This is a genomic window from Veillonella atypica KON, assembly GCF_002959915.1.
GTDB lineage: Bacteria > Bacillota > Negativicutes > Veillonellales > Veillonellaceae > Veillonella > Veillonella atypica.
On record NZ_PPDE01000008.1, the window covers coordinates 528,083 to 542,958 of the forward strand.

Annotated in this window: 15 protein-coding genes; all 15 read right to left on the reverse strand. The window is 38.6% G+C overall.

Annotation, left to right across the window (positions count from 1 at the left end; translation table 11 throughout):
• Positions 1–122 precede the first annotated feature (122 nt).
• Entirely contained in the window at positions 123–695 is a 573-nt protein-coding gene (locus VAHSUH02_RS06475) for a porin family protein (RefSeq protein WP_005376108.1), read from the reverse strand.
• Positions 696–776: 81 nt separating this feature from the next.
• Positions 777–1,820, reverse strand: coding sequence for a cell division protein FtsZ (ftsZ, locus tag VAHSUH02_RS06480; RefSeq protein WP_005376299.1), 1,044 nt, complete (start codon positions 1,818–1,820; stop codon positions 777–779).
• Between the two features lie 146 nt (positions 1,821–1,966).
• Entirely contained in the window at positions 1,967–2,311 is a 345-nt protein-coding gene (locus VAHSUH02_RS06485) for a small basic family protein (protein WP_005376145.1), read from the reverse strand.
• Complete coding sequence (locus tag VAHSUH02_RS06490; RefSeq protein WP_009661052.1) at positions 2,308–2,988, reverse strand: DUF881 domain-containing protein; 681 nt, start codon at positions 2,986–2,988, stop codon at positions 2,308–2,310. Before VAHSUH02_RS06490 ends, VAHSUH02_RS06485 begins: the two co-directional genes overlap by 4 nt.
• A gap of 29 nt (positions 2,989–3,017) precedes the next feature.
• A complete protein-coding gene (locus VAHSUH02_RS06495) occupies positions 3,018–3,986 on the reverse strand; it encodes a cell division protein FtsQ/DivIB (RefSeq protein ID WP_005383620.1) in 969 nt (322 codons plus the stop codon).
• A 27-nt stretch (positions 3,987–4,013) separates the two neighbouring features.
• Positions 4,014–4,946: a D-alanine--D-alanine ligase gene (locus VAHSUH02_RS06500; protein WP_005383622.1), complete on the reverse strand. Its 933-nt coding sequence runs from the start codon at positions 4,944–4,946 to the stop codon at positions 4,014–4,016.
• Positions 4,943–6,325, reverse strand: coding sequence for a UDP-N-acetylmuramate--L-alanine ligase (gene murC, locus VAHSUH02_RS06505; protein ID WP_005383625.1), 1,383 nt, complete (start codon positions 6,323–6,325; stop codon positions 4,943–4,945). The genes VAHSUH02_RS06500 and murC overlap by 4 nt, the downstream gene beginning before the upstream one ends.
• A gap of 15 nt (positions 6,326–6,340) precedes the next feature.
• Positions 6,341–7,450: an undecaprenyldiphospho-muramoylpentapeptide beta-N-acetylglucosaminyltransferase gene (murG, locus tag VAHSUH02_RS06510; RefSeq protein WP_005383631.1), complete on the reverse strand. Its 1,110-nt coding sequence runs from the start codon at positions 7,448–7,450 to the stop codon at positions 6,341–6,343.
• A gap of 4 nt (positions 7,451–7,454) precedes the next feature.
• On the reverse strand, positions 7,455–8,819 hold the full coding sequence (murD, locus tag VAHSUH02_RS06515) for a UDP-N-acetylmuramoyl-L-alanine--D-glutamate ligase (protein ID WP_005383633.1): 1,365 nt from the start codon (positions 8,817–8,819) through the stop codon (positions 7,455–7,457).
• Positions 8,820–8,945: 126 nt separating this feature from the next.
• Entirely contained in the window at positions 8,946–9,932 is a 987-nt protein-coding gene (gene mraY / locus VAHSUH02_RS06520) for a phospho-N-acetylmuramoyl-pentapeptide-transferase (protein WP_005376223.1), read from the reverse strand.
• 61 nt (positions 9,933–9,993) lie between these two features.
• Positions 9,994–11,352 (reverse strand): UDP-N-acetylmuramoyl-tripeptide--D-alanyl-D-alanine ligase, encoded by a 1,359-nt coding sequence (locus tag VAHSUH02_RS06525; protein WP_038148835.1) that lies wholly within the window; start codon positions 11,350–11,352, stop codon positions 9,994–9,996.
• Position 11,353: 1 nt separating this feature from the next.
• Positions 11,354–12,838, reverse strand: coding sequence for a UDP-N-acetylmuramoyl-L-alanyl-D-glutamate--2,6-diaminopimelate ligase (locus VAHSUH02_RS06530; RefSeq protein WP_005383636.1), 1,485 nt, complete (start codon positions 12,836–12,838; stop codon positions 11,354–11,356).
• Positions 12,839–12,896: 58 nt separating this feature from the next.
• On the reverse strand, positions 12,897–13,301 hold the full coding sequence (gene ftsL, locus VAHSUH02_RS06535; protein ID WP_005383637.1) for a cell division protein FtsL: 405 nt from the start codon (positions 13,299–13,301) through the stop codon (positions 12,897–12,899).
• Positions 13,302–13,321: 20 nt separating this feature from the next.
• A complete protein-coding gene (gene rsmH, locus VAHSUH02_RS06540) occupies positions 13,322–14,254 on the reverse strand; it encodes a 16S rRNA (cytosine(1402)-N(4))-methyltransferase RsmH (RefSeq protein WP_005383639.1) in 933 nt (310 codons plus the stop codon).
• Positions 14,255–14,263: 9 nt separating this feature from the next.
• Positions 14,264–14,695 carry a division/cell wall cluster transcriptional repressor MraZ gene (gene mraZ / locus VAHSUH02_RS06545; protein WP_005376259.1) on the reverse strand — a complete coding sequence of 144 codons (432 nt, stop codon included), beginning with the start codon at positions 14,693–14,695 and terminating at the stop codon, positions 14,264–14,266.
• Between the last annotated feature and the right edge of the window lie 181 nt (positions 14,696–14,876).

Sequence of the window (14,876 nt, forward strand, 5' to 3'; positions counted from 1 at the left end):
ATCAATATCATACCTAAAGTTAAGCATTTATACAATGAGTATTCATGAAAAATATTGTATACATGAGTGAATACAAAAAACCACCCATCAAAGATGAGTGGTTTCAATTGCATATATGACGATTAGAATGTATAACCTACACCAGCATGTAAGCCTTTGGAAGTCTTGTCATTATCGTTTACGCTATATTTGTCATAACCATAATAAACATTCAAATCAATGTTAGGTTTAACTTCATATTGAGCACCTACTTGATAGGATTGTTTAATATCGTTGCCCCAACCAGCTTTAGCAAAGCCGTTAACTTTGTCAGTCAAAGGCACGTGACCAATTACACCAGCTTGAACACCTAACTCAGTGTCATGTGTACGGATAGCTGTACCAGCACCGTAAATATTTACATTTGGATGTACTTTGTAAACATAAGCCAATTGGTGATCTTTAATATCGCCATTTTTAGCATTTACTTTGTTATAAGAGTATTGAAGAGCAGATTTATTGCTTAAATCATGTTCTAAAGATACACCAAAGCCATCATTGTTAGTGCCACCGCTATTAGATACGCGTTGATTGAACGCATAATCAGCTTGAATTTTTGTGGAATTATCACTGATTTTAGTTACAGGCACGGATGCAGCGAATGCACTGCCAGTAATCACTGTTGCAGCTAAAGATAATAATACTAATTTTTTCATTTGTACCTCCTATACACACATAGATATGTGTCTTAATAAGTTACTTTTATTCTAATATTGTATAAGTATATATATTAAATATTAGCGTTTCATGAATACAGGGATATCAGGGATGCTGCTTGTAGGAGCAGATGTGTTTGTTGCTGGACGTGCAGCAGTTGTTGTTTTACCGAATTCTGGAACATTCTTAGTACTGGAGTTAAAACCAGTTGCAACAACTGTAACTTGAACGCTATCGCCTAAGCTTTCATCAATAACAGAACCGAAGATGATATTTGCATCAGGATCTGCTGCATCAGAAATAATTTCAGCTGCTTCGTTAATTTCGAACAAGCTCAAGTTTGCACTACCGGAAATATTAAGCAAGATGCCTTTAGCACCATCGATGGAAGTTTCCAACAATGGGCTGTTGATAGCCATCTTAGCAGCGTCTGCAGCGCGGTTTTCACCAGTAGCTAAACCAATACCCATCAAAGCTTCGCCTTGTTCAGTCATGATAGTCTTAACGTCTGCAAAGTCAAGGTTGATTAAACCAGGAATTTGGATCAAATCGGAAATGCCTTTGATACCTTGGCGAAGAACATCATCAGCTTTACCAAATGCATCAGACAAGGAGCATTTTTTATCTACAACTTGTAACAATTTGTCATTAGGAATAACGATAATTGTATCAACTTTTTGAGTCAAGAATTCAATGCCTTTTTCTGCTGCAGCACGACGACGTTTACCTTCAAATGCAAAAGGTTTTGTTACAACGCCTACAGTCAATGCACCTACTTCTTTAGCGCATTCAGCAACTACAGGAGCAGCACCAGTACCTGTACCACCACCCATACCAGCAGTTACGAATACCATATCAGCACCTTCAAGAGCTTTGATGATATCTTCGCGACTTTCTTGAGCAGCTGCTTCACCGATTTGTGGGTTAGCACCAGCACCAAGACCTTTAGTAACTTTTTCACCGATTTGAATAGTTACATCAGCCTTGGACAATTCAAGTACTTGGCTTTCAGTGTTAACGGATAAGAATTGAACCCCATTTAGTTCACTTTCAACCATGCGGTTAACAGCGTTATTACCGCCACCACCGACACCGATAACTTTAATATTTGCAAAATCAGACATCGAACTTCCTCCTCTTATCGTTATCTATTTCTGTCAATATAAATACGAATACATCTATTTATATACTGAGTTAATTATAACAATTACATTTATTTTACACTAAAATTTAAAAACTTTCCACTACAACTATAATCGAATCTTGATAATTAGAAACGTTTAGTCATAATGTTCTTTCGAATAGCAGCTAAATTAATAAAAACCCGTAACCCAAAACCAATCAAGGCAACGTAGTATAAATTAATCCCAATTAAGTCGCCAATATATACTAATACAACAGCAAGTATTACATTGGAGAAGAATCCACTGATAAAATTACTTAAATCAAATAGTCTCTCTAATGCGGCACGACTGCCACCAAATACCGCATCTAATGCAGCTAGCACAGCTACAGAAGTATAATTAGCATAGCTTGCTGGAATATGTAATGGTGTAAACCATCCTACAACAACACCTACTATGAGTCCAATGATAGCAAAGATATAAATATTCATTCTTTACCTCCTAACTCATTTGATTGTAAATGCTCTTCTCTATAAGAACCGGTAAATGCCGGAATGGCAATGGATGGCTCCTCTTTTATGGTCACCTTAATGCCCCAATGTTTTAAAGAGTCTACAATACCTCCACGCATAGTGAGGGCTGAATTCAATGTTTTAGGATCCCCTATGGCCTTAACTGTAAATGGAGCGCCATACACCTTACCATTCACGGTAATCGTAGGACCTGAACAACGGATTTCAGATGTACCAATCAAACGTTGATCATTGATTGCCAATGCTTCAGCACCACCAGCTCGTAATTCATTGACGATACGTAAAATATCTTCATCATGAATTACATATAGGTTAGGATTTTCGCCCCCTTGAATTGGTTTAGTACTATCTTCTATCAGAACGGTTACACCAGGTCCTTTGACATTAGTCAATGCGGCTTTGCGAAGTAATGTTTCATCTGCACTGGAACCAGAACCACTGGCTTTTAATTGCTCAATTTGCTTTAGTAAAGCATCCTTTTCATGTTCTGCATCTTTTAACTGAGCCACCAAATCACCAGTTCGTTGTAGCCGTATATTCTCTTGAATATTATCTTGTGTCATCTTGTACTGAGTAATCACCATAAATCCCAATACAAAGCTGACAAGACCAATAGCCCATCGTTCGTGTTTCACAACATCATCCACCCTTTTTGTGCTTATAATTAATCTTGTTTTGATTTTGATACATTAGCACTTTGTTTTGATGTATCTTTTTTCTCAGATTGGCTAGTGTCTGACTTAGATTTATTAGATTTTGGTTGCACCGTTACCTTATCGGTTTTAATGAAAGGAGATGACGGATTAACATCTATATATTGAACATTACCTTGACTCTTAGGTAAATCTTTTAGCATAGACGCTGTTAAATCAGCTTTGCTTTTCAAATCTTCGCCATCGCCTAGTCGAATCTGTATACCTGATACGGTATACGCCATCATATTATTAGGATCACCAATATTAATTTCTGCAATTTGCTTAAATGTATCATCATCTAAAGCACGCAGATAATCAAGAGCCTGTACAATCGGCTTATCGGTAACCATATCACCTAGCAGTATATTACCACCCTTAACACCAGAAATCATAGGCACCGTCGTGTCTTCAATGACACTATCAGATGCAATCACTTGCCCATTCTTATCCAAGGTTAAATACCCAAATTGAGCTGATATCACAGCAATAGCCTTACGCTCGACTACACGAACCACCATTGTTAACGGCAATTCGTAACCAATTTGAGCATCTTCAATACGAAGATCCTTTGATAATCGGTGTCGCAAGTTTTCTCTATTGATACGAAGTACATTGACTGGTTCCCCAATATCACCAGCAACCTCTACATCCTGTACAGTAACCTTATCAGATCCAATAACTTTAATAGAACCAAGCGGAATAGGTAGATTAAATAAGCCTAACAACACTATGGCTACAACACCACCTATTTTTAGAAATTTCTTTCTAACCTCCGCTTTCTCTTGTTTACGTTTACGAGCTAATTCACGCTCACTGTTATGTATTGAATCTCCATCATCCTTGTGGATTGGCTCAGTCTCAGGATGAAGAAAGTCGGGTCTATGATGCTCCGTATCTATCTGATTTGAGTTGGGTGGATGTTGCTTAAAATCATCCATAACTACTCTCCTTACATACTACAGCATTTAAAACTTCCCATAACCTGCTGTTAATAAGATTTTTTCACATAATTCAGGAAAATCTATGCCCACCTCTTTAGCGGCCTTTGGCACCAAAGAAGTAGCCGTCATACCTGGAATAGTATTGTATTCCAATACATACATATTATCTTTATCATCAGTCATGACATCAACGCGAATAGCCCCACTCGCTTGTACTTCACAATATACAAGTTCACCAATAGCTTGCATCTCTTTTGTCATATCTGCACTGATTGGAGCCGGTACTAAATAATCAGTAGCACCTGCTGTATATTTACTAGCATAATCATATTCACCAGAATGAGGTCTAATTTCGATAATAGCCAATGCCTTACCGTCTAATACAGAAACGGTAAATTCACGACCATTTAAATATTGTTCCACCACAAGAATTGGGTCATATGTAAGCGCCTCTGTAACAGCTTTAGCCAATTGATCTTCTTCTTTTACAATGGTAACGCCAATACTTGAACCTTGTGTTGCTGGTTTCAATACAACCGGCAAAGAGAATTTAGATTCAATATCTTTAATGATATCTTCTTTAGACTGTAGATTGCCATTGTAGGAAATAGATTCCGCCGTAGGAATGTGAGCGCCTTTGAACACATCTTTACTTACTTTTTTATTCATTCCTACAGAATGAGCCATGATACCGGATCCAGTATATGGGATTTCAGCCATCTCTAATGCACCTTGCAAGGCACCATCTTCACCATAACGTCCGTGAATCGCATTAAATACAACATCGCCCTTAAGGTTTTCAATGTCTTGTAATACAGTACGAGGATTTAGTTCTAATGTGGAAACGTGATACCCCTTGCTAATCAAAGCCTCTGCGATAGCTGCGCCAGTTCTACGAGATACTTCAGCCTCAGCAGATGGACCACCCATTAATACGATGATATGTTTATCTTTCATTGTAAACCTTCTTCCAATAACGCTAATAACTTTGGACCATATTGATTAATCGAACCTGCCCCCATAGTAATAACCAAATCATTTGGTCGTACCACCTTCGCAAGGACTGCTGGCAAATCATTTACATCTTCCACATAATTTACATGTTGATGCGTTACTTCACTAATAATATTCGGAATTGTATGACCATCAATGCCGCTAATTGGATCTTCTCCAGAGCTATATATATCTGTCATATAAATTTCGTCTGCACTGGTGAAAGCCGTAGCAAACTCGTCTTTCAATAAGGATGTACGAGAATAGCGATGAGGTTGGAACACACAGATAACACGATGTTTTTCTAATTCCTTAGCGGCTTTTAAAGTTGCTTTGATTTCTGTTGGATGATGAGCATAATCATCGACTACCCATACACCAGCTACGTGGCCCTTTGTTTCAAAACGACGTTTAGCGCCGATAAATTTACCTAATGCTTTCACAATGGATGGAACCGGAACGTGACAACATTCGTGGGCCACAATAAAAGATGCTAAAGAATTTAGCACATTATGATTACCTGGCACACGTAAGGACACTCTGCTCAATGTTTCACCTTTACGAACTACATCGTAAACTAAAGAACTATCTTCATAGTGGATATTTTTTGCTACATAATCATTAGACTCTTCTAAACCATATGTGATAAATTGACGTTCCACTTTGCTCATAACATAACGAATGTTATCATTGTCGCCGCAAACAACTGCTTTACCATCAACAGGTAATGTTTCAACGAATTGACAGAATGCATTCAATAGATTTTCCATCGTCTTATAATGATCCATATGATCATCTTCGATATTCGTAATAACAATCGTCTTAGGTCTTAATTTTAAGAATGAACCATCACTTTCATCGGCTTCAACAACAGAGTATTCACCCTTACCTAAACAACTACTCCCCTTGAGGTAATCAACTTCGCCACCGATAATAACAGTTGGTTCCATTTGTCCTTCTACGAGAATTTGACCAATCATTGATGTAGTAGATGTTTTACCATGAGCACCGGCTACGGCAATACCATTCGTAACATCCAATACCGCTTTTACAATGTCAGAACGATGTAAAATAGTGATACCTTGTTCCTTTGCTGCTACGATTTCCGGATTATCTTCACGAATAGCTGTGGAACGAACTACAGCATCTACACCTTGTACATAATCAGCATTATGACCGATATGAACGGTAGCCCCCATTTGTCTAAAACGTTCAATTACATCAGATTCTTTAACATCAGAACCAGATACTTCATATCCTTTTTGAATTAAAATATTCGCAATAGCGCGCATACCAGATCCACCTATACCGATGAGATGAATCTTATGGATACCTTCTAACATAATTACTCTCCTTAACTATTTCGCAATAGATAACGCTAATTCAGCAATATCATGAGCTGCATTCGGTTTCCCTAAACGCAACGCACTGGCCCCCATTTGAGCCAACAATTCACGATTTGCCATAAACATTTCGATTTCACCAATTAAATCATGGCTCGTCAAAACCTTATCTACAATCATATGCGCAGCCCCTTCTTGTACAAAAATGCGCGCATTATACGTTTGATGATCTTCTGCAGCATAAGGATATGGCACCAATATAGATGGAATACCACGTACTGCCAATTCAGCCAGTCCGATAGCACCAGATCTAAATACAGCCAAATCCGTAGCGGCTAGCGCCTTTGGCATATCATGTAAATATGGCAAAATCAACGATGATTCTCCCAAACCAGTACCATCGTCAATACCTAGTTGCTCTAATACAGTGTTATATTCCCCATTCCCTGTAATGTGCACCAACTTAATGCCCGATTTACCTTGAAAATATTTATGTACATCTATCATAGCCGTATTAATCGTACGTGCCCCACGAGAACCACCAGCGATGAGGACTGTAAAAATATCATCAGACAGTCCAAAAAATTGGCGGCCTTCTGCACGAGAATCTACAAGTACATCAGGGCGCACTGGATTGCCCGTATATACGACACGTTTCGCCTTACCAAACGATTTGGCTGCTTCATTATAACCAACGGCGACTATATCAACAAAACGGCTCAAGATTTTATTCGTAATACCAGCAATAACATTTTGCTCTTGAATTAATGTAGGAATGTTGCGTAATGCTGCAGCCATTAAAATAGGACCACATACATAACCACCTGTGCCAATAACAACATCTGGTTTAAAGTCTGAAATAATTAAATTGGCCTTTATAAGAGAAAATGCCGTTTTCCCCATTGTTACCAACGTACCTAATGAAAGTTTCCGTTGCAGACCTTGTACAGGTAATGTAACAAAATCAATGTTCTCCTTCGGTACCAAATCAGCTTCTAAACCATGTTCTGTTCCCACATAGAGGACCTTAGCATCAGGTTGCTGTTTCATGATTTCCTTATATATCGTAATAGCCGGGTAAATATGACCACCCGTACCACCGCCAGAAATGATGATTCGTTTCACGCCCTTAGCCCCTTTCCTCTAATTCTCTAACACAGTTTTTAAAATCTTCGCCTCGCTCTTCAAAGCAACTATACCAATCAAAGCTGGAACATGCTGGTGAAAGCAATACAATATCTCCAGCTTTTGCTAATTGATAACCCAATGCAACAGCCTCTTTCATAGACTGTGCACGATGAATATGTTGAACACCCATTTTTACAGCAACGGATTCAAATCGATCTGCTGCTTCCCCCATAAAAATGACCTCTTTAGTATATGCTTTCACAATATTCATAAAGTCTTCTAAAGGCGTCATCTTATCATGACCACCAGCCAATAAAATGACTGGTTTATCAAAGGCATCTAAAGCTTTTACTACAGAGTCTGTATTAGTAGCCTTAGAATCATTATAAAATGTAACATCATGGAATGTTGTAACCCGTTCCAATCTGTGTTCTACACCATGAAACTGTTCAATGGTATGTTTAATATGCTCTACCTTTACACCTAAAGCATATGTTAAGGCAATTACAGCCAATATATTTTCAATATTGTGAGATCCCTTAATGTGGATATGTTCTGTATCAATAACCGGAGTAGCTTTACCATCTAAAACGGCATAGCATGTATTCCCTTCAAAATACGCACCGCTATCAACCTTATGATGTTGGCTAATGCTGAGAACCTTACTATGTGCACCTTTTTTCATAGCCCGAACAATAGGATCATCATCATTGAGGACAACAAAATTCTCAGGATTTTGATTCATAAAAATACGAGCCTTCGCAGCTGCATAGTTTTCCATCGTCTTATGACGTGCTAAATGATCAGGCGTTACATTTAATACAATAGCGCCTAATGGGCAAAAGGATTTAATCGTTTCTAATTGATAACTAGAGAGTTCAGCTACTAGATAGCCACCTTCTGGCATATGATACGCGGCTTCACTTAGGGAGTCACCAATATTTCCGCCCACTTTAACAGGAAGTCCAGTAGATTCCATAACTTGCGTTAACAGAGTTGTTGTAGTGGTTTTACCATTTGTGCCAGTAACACCTAAAATAGGAGATTTGCAAACATCATAAGCAAGCTCTACTTCACTTACTACATCAATCTTACGATGCAACGCCTCTTGTACGATTGGAATGGATAAAGCAATGCCCGGAGAAATGATGATACGATCTACACCATCAAGCAAGTTATTATCTTGTCGCCCCGTAATGATAGTTACACCAGCGTCTTCCAGTCGTTTGCGCGTAGATGGTTCAAACTCTACTGGTTTATAATCATTTAAAACTACATTTGCATGTAACTGTGCCAATACCCATGCGGCACCAATTCCACTGGAACCAGCACCAAGAACAAGAATATTTTTCTCTCCATAATCCATTTGTATCACCTAAATCACTAAGCACGAAAAATTTTTATCTCATCTTATAAGAATACCATTAAACGCCGTTCAAGTTAAGTATTTTCACGTACTTAACTATCAATTTGCAAAGATACGTTTCTGATATCAAATTGTTACAGTTGCAAGTATAACCCCTAAAATGGCTAGAACAGCACCACCGAACCAGAAGCGATTAACTACAGTTTGTTCAGACCAACCGGATAACTCAAAATGATGATGAATTGGACTCATCTTAAATACGCGCACGCCTCGTGTTTTAAAGGAAATGACTTGAATGATAACAGATAAGGCTTCCATTACGAAAATACCGCCAATCACTACGAGTAATAATTCTGTTTTAGTTAAAATAGCCATGCCTGCAAAGGCGCCGCCAAGAGCCAATGAGCCTGTATCGCCCATAAATACCTTAGCTGGATTAATATTAAATACCAAAAAGCCTAAACATACGGCTGTTACAATGGACCCAAAAAAGGCTACGCTTTCAGCAGCCACAGAACTTTCAGTGGAGTATATCATCAAACCGATTACAGAAAACGCAATCGCTGCTACAGCGGATGTACCGGATGCTAAACCATCGAGACCATCTGTAAGATTAACCGCATTAGTAGCGCCTACAATGATCAAGAAAGCTAAAATATAATAGGCAAAGCCTAATTGGATATGTGCATCTACAACAGGAATCCATAATGTTGTAGGAATGACCATAATTTCAGTAATAAAGTAACAGAATATAGCCGCTAAAATAAATTGACCTAATAATTTTTGTTTTGCAGTTAAGCCAAGATTACGTTTTTTAACAGCTTTTACAAAGTCATCAAAGAATCCGAGTAAACAATGACCAAGTGTAAGGAATAACAACATACCTGTAGCCACATTCCATGGTGCAAAAATAGCCACACCGATTGTAAGAGCTACCATCATAAATGCACCACCCATAGTCGGTGTGCCAGCCTTAGCTTGATGGCTTTCAGGACCTTCCTCACGTATACTTTGTTGAGCATGCAATGATTTAAGCATAGGAATACCAATTTTGCCCAATACTAATGTAATTATAAATGTCACTACAAATGCTAATAGAATGTGGTAAATCATATTACTCCCCTATTCTCTAATAACGGCCAATACGGCTAGAAGAATCTAGCCGTTATAACCTCTATTCACGTTCTTTTAATTCCTCTACAACACGTTCCATTCGAAGACCTCTGGAACCTTTTACCAAAATAACATCGCCTTTTTCACGAATATCATTGTAGGCATTTGCCATTTCGAGATGACTATTACAACGATGTACCTCTAAACCTGCTAATTTCGCTTCTTTAGCAATGAAATTTGCCGCCTCACCAAAGGTAAATACAACGCTATATCCTTCTTCGGCCAATAATCTGCCAACTTGTCGATGGCCTTCCTCCGTAAAATCACCTAGTTCAAGCATATCGCCGAGCATAGCAATTTTACGTTTACCTTCTAATTGACCCAATGCTTTGATGGACTCACTCATAGAAGAAGGATTGGCATTATACGCATCATTGAGAATAACAATGTCTTCAAATGCCACAATTTCTTGACGCATAGGTGTGCCTGTAAAATCACTAAGACCTTTTTTAATCTTACTAGATTTAACGCCTAACACACGACCTGCAGCAATAGCAGCTAACGCATCATACACATTATGCTCACCAATCATAGGCAAAAATACGTCAAATACTTCGTCATAACATTTGCAGGTAAACTTAATGCCATCCTTTTTATAGTGTAAATGACTGCCAATTACCGTAGCATTGCTATGAATACCGTAAGTAACAGTTTTTCCTTTTGCAATGGAACTCATGGCCTTTACGAAATAATCATCTTCATTTAGAATGGCCACACTATCGGGGCCTAAACATCTAATCAATTCACCCTTTGCCTCAGCAATGGCTTCTTGAGAGCCCAACAATTCAATATGACTAGTTCCTACATTTGTAATGATGCCAATTGTCGGTTCTGCAATAAGGGCTAATTCTTCAATTTGACCTAATCCACGCATCCCCATTTCTACAACACAGGCTTCGTGTTCTGGTGAAAGTTGCAACAATGTTTTTGGTAAACCAATTTCATTATTAAAATTCTTTTCTGTTTTTAATACATTAAACTCAGTACTAAGAACCGCGGCTACCATTTCTTTTGTCGTCGTCTTACCTGATGAGCCAGTAATGGCTACTACAGGAATTTGAAAGCGTCGTCTGTGAAAGTTCGCCAAGTCTTGGTATGCCTTTAGCGTGTTTTCCACTTCAACACAAATAATACCGTCTACACTGCGTCCCTTTTCAACGATTGCTGCTGTTGCCCCTTTTTCAATGGCCGTATTAATAAAATCATGACCATCAAATGTATCGCCTCGCAAGGCTACAAATACATATCCCGCCTCAATCGTACGCGTATCTGTAGATATATCTTTAAATTGTAAACTTACATCGCCCTTACATGTGCCACTAGTAGCATCAATTATTTCTTGTAATGTAAATTCTGCCATATTAGATCTCCTTAAGAGCTTTTCGAGCCTCTTCTCGGTCATCAAAATGAATTGTTTCATTTTTTAATATTTGATAATTTTCATGACCCTTACCAGCGATAATAACGATATCACCTGCTTTTGCATCATGAATTGCATGATTAATTGCTTCTCTACGATCGACAATTACCTCATAAGAAGTACCATCGCGAAGTGCTTCTTTTACACCCACTTCAACATCCTTAACAATTTGTACAGGATCTTCGGTACGCGGATTATCGGATGTTACATAAATCTTATCACCGTACTCTGCTGCAATACGGCCCATAATTGGACGTTTTGTAGCATCGCGGTCGCCACCGCAGCCAAATACGATGATGATACGATTTTCTTTAATTACCTTTGCAGTTTCTAAAATATTTTGCAACCCATCCGGTGTATGAGCATAATCGACAACAACGGCAAAATCTTGCCCTTCTTCGATTAATTCAAAACGTCCAGGAACGGAACTAAAGGTTTTTAACGCCGTATCAATCGCTTCCATGGAGATGCCTTCTTGTAAACAAGCTCCAATAGCAGCCAATGTATTATACACATTAAATAGTCCTGTTGTATTCATCGATACAGGGTAGCTTTCACCCTTATAATTCACAGTATACTGGCTATTCTTAGTAGACATATGAACATCTGATGCATTCAATGTGCCCTTGCCTAATGTACTATACGTAATCGTTGGGGCCGTAGTTTTTTCCATAACGCGATGACCATAGGAATCATCGATATTAATAACAGCACCTTTATTATCTTTTTCTTGATTAGCTGCACTAACTTGTTCAAACAATTTACATTTAGCAGCCAAGTAATTTTCAAATGTTTTGTGGAAATCCAAATGATCTTGCGTCAAATTCGTAAATACGGCCGTATCAAATTCAACACCGCTAACACGGCCGAGCGCCAATGCATGAGAAGATACTTCCATTACACAGTATTCCACATTTTCTTGAACCATTTGATGCAAAATATGCTGTAAATCAACAACATCTGGTGTCGTATTATGAATTGGATAACTCGTATCACCAATCATAATATGGACAGTACCAATAACCCCCACCTTGTGACCTTGAGCCTTAAGGATATGACGAATCATATGGGTCGTAGTCGTCTTACCATTTGTGCCTGTAACACCGACCATACGCATGCGATTAGCTGGGTAATCAAAGAAGTATGGAACACACGCCATCATAGCTTGACGTGTATCAGAAACGGTGATAACACACACATCATCAGGTACAGTAACCGGTTTTGATACGATAACGGCAACAGCACCAGCAGCAACCGCTTTATCGATGTAATTGTGACCATCAACTGTAGCCCCATCAAGAGCGATGAACAAGCTATTTGGTTTTACTGCTCTGGAATCAGCTGTTATATCTTGAATAGATACATTTTGATCACCTTGTACTTGTTGTGCATCTAACGTACTTATAATATCTTTTAAGGTTTTCATACTACATTCTCCTCTATATACGCAAATTAAAGCAGCCCATAAGAGCTGCTTTTGCCTGCTAATCTATAATTTGCTGTTTCGTTTGTACATTGCGTTCTGAAGTCGTACTTTTAGTGCTATACACAAAGGAATCAGGCAAAACCATCCCTAATTGTTCTTCCGCAATTTTTTGAATGCGTACTGGAGATTTTAAGGATGCCACCTCTACATCAAGGGTATCATTATCCTTTGCTAATTGTACTACAGTTTGTTGTGTTTTAACTACTTCATAACCTAATTTTGTAGTATATGCGTTCATAGCCATCATAATCATCAAAAAACCAACAAGGATTGCTATACCTTGAATGATTTGTCTCATCAATGGACTAATATCAAAAACAACACTAGCTTTCGCTTTTCTCGCTTGTACACCTAGCAACACATCACGTTTAACGTGGCCCACAACAGCCTTTCTCGCTAACATTAAAATAACCCCTTCCAATACTACAATTTAATCCCTACTCTAAGTTTTGCACTTCTAGAACGAGGATTCATTTCTACTTCCCCTGCACTAGGCTCAATGGCCTTATTTTTAGCCTTAAGAACAGCCTTATGATGACATACACATACTGGTAATTCTGGCGGACAAATACAAGCTGTACTTAGCTCTTTAAATGTTTGTTTTGTGATGCGATCCTCTAAGGAATGGAATGTAATAACACCAATTCTCCCCTTTGGCTTCAACATACTCACAGCATCTACAAAACTATCATGCAAAATAGCAAGTTCTCGATTCACTTCAATGCGTATCGCTTGAAATGTACGTTTTGCAGGATGTGGACCATCCTGTCTTGCTTTTGCTGGTATAGCTTTTTTTATAATTGACACCAGTTCGCCAGTAGTAGTAATTCTCTTTTCATTACGGGCTGCCACGATAAATTCAACAATACGTTTAGCCCAGCGTTCTTCACCGTAATCACGGATAATCTGTAATAATTTATCAGATTCATATTCATTCACGACGATTTCCGCAGTAATAGGTGCCTCTTTATCCATACGCATATCAAGAGGTCCATCATTCATATACGAAAAAACGCGTTCCGGTGTATCCAGCTGATAACTAGAAACTCCTAAATCGAATATAAATCCATCAACTTCATAAATACCTTGCTCTTCTAAAGCTTGTTTTAAATCTGAAAAATTCGTAGGTATCGTCATAACCTGACAAGTTAAATCAGACAAGCGTTGTCTCGCTACCGCTAAGGCATCTTCATCTTGATCTAAACCGATAATCATGCCTTGTGAACTCAATCGTTCACCTACAGCATGAGCGTGACCAGCGCCACCTAAGGTACAGTCAACATAGATACCATCAGGATTGGTAACAACAGAATCCACCGTTTCATTCAACAGCACACTGACATGATTAAATTCCACGATAGCCTCCTACAACACAATGCCTTCTAATCCTTCAGCCAAGGACTCTACGCTGTCAGCCACTTCCGCATCATATGCATCAAAGCGTTCGCGGCTCCAAATTTCAACCTTATCACCAGTACCAATAATAACCGCATCCTTTTGTAGCTCAGCATGCTCACGAAGGGCGCTTGGCACCAAGATTCGACCTTGTTTATCAAATTCAAGTTCTGCGGCACTACCAAAGTAAAACCGTTTGATAGCACGTGCATTTGCTTTATTAGATGGTAATGATTGTAATGTTTTTGAAAGTTGCTCCCAACTTTCGGCAGTATATATAGCGATGCAGTTATCGAGGCCTTTTGAAAGTACACAGTGATCACCTAGTTGTTCACGTATTTTGGCAGGTATAATCAACCGTCCTTTTGCATCTATAGTGTGATTATATTCACCCATGAACATCTAACATCACCGCCTTACAATCCTCATACACCACTATATGGTAAATTTTACCACAATCCCCCACTCGTTACAATAAATAAAACATAAAAATTGGTGAAATTATGAATTTTCCTTCATCTTCAAATCAAAAGAAAACCGCGTAGCACGAGTGTACTACGCGGTTATACATACCTTAGATAGA

What these genes read in the sequence shown, in the direction of transcription:
- VAHSUH02_RS06475 (WP_005376108.1), bottom strand. Translation starts at nt 695, where the DNA reads ATGAAAAAATTAGTATTATTATCTTTAGCTGCAACAGTGATTACTGGC.
- ftsZ (WP_005376299.1), bottom strand. Translation starts at nt 1,820, where the DNA reads ATGTCTGATTTTGCAAATATTAAAGTTATCGGTGTCGGTGGTGGCGGT.
- VAHSUH02_RS06485 (WP_005376145.1), bottom strand. Translation starts at nt 2,311, where the DNA reads ATGAATATTTATATCTTTGCTATCATTGGACTCATAGTAGGTGTTGTT.
- VAHSUH02_RS06495 (WP_005383620.1), bottom strand. Translation starts at nt 3,986, where the DNA reads ATGGATGATTTTAAGCAACATCCACCCAACTCAAATCAGATAGATACG.
- VAHSUH02_RS06500 (WP_005383622.1), bottom strand. Translation starts at nt 4,946, where the DNA reads ATGAAAGATAAACATATCATCGTATTAATGGGTGGTCCATCTGCTGAG.
- murC (WP_005383625.1), bottom strand. Translation starts at nt 6,325, where the DNA reads ATGTTAGAAGGTATCCATAAGATTCATCTCATCGGTATAGGTGGATCT.
- murD (WP_005383633.1), bottom strand. Translation starts at nt 8,819, where the DNA reads ATGGATTATGGAGAGAAAAATATTCTTGTTCTTGGTGCTGGTTCCAGT.
- mraY (WP_005376223.1), bottom strand. Translation starts at nt 9,932, where the DNA reads ATGATTTACCACATTCTATTAGCATTTGTAGTGACATTTATAATTACA.
- VAHSUH02_RS06525 (WP_038148835.1), bottom strand. Translation starts at nt 11,352, where the DNA reads ATGGCAGAATTTACATTACAAGAAATAATTGATGCTACTAGTGGCACA.
- VAHSUH02_RS06530 (WP_005383636.1), bottom strand. Translation starts at nt 12,838, where the DNA reads ATGAAAACCTTAAAAGATATTATAAGTACGTTAGATGCACAACAAGTA.
- ftsL (WP_005383637.1), bottom strand. Translation starts at nt 13,301, where the DNA reads ATGTTAGCGAGAAAGGCTGTTGTGGGCCACGTTAAACGTGATGTGTTG.
- mraZ (WP_005376259.1), bottom strand. Translation starts at nt 14,695, where the DNA reads ATGTTCATGGGTGAATATAATCACACTATAGATGCAAAAGGACGGTTG.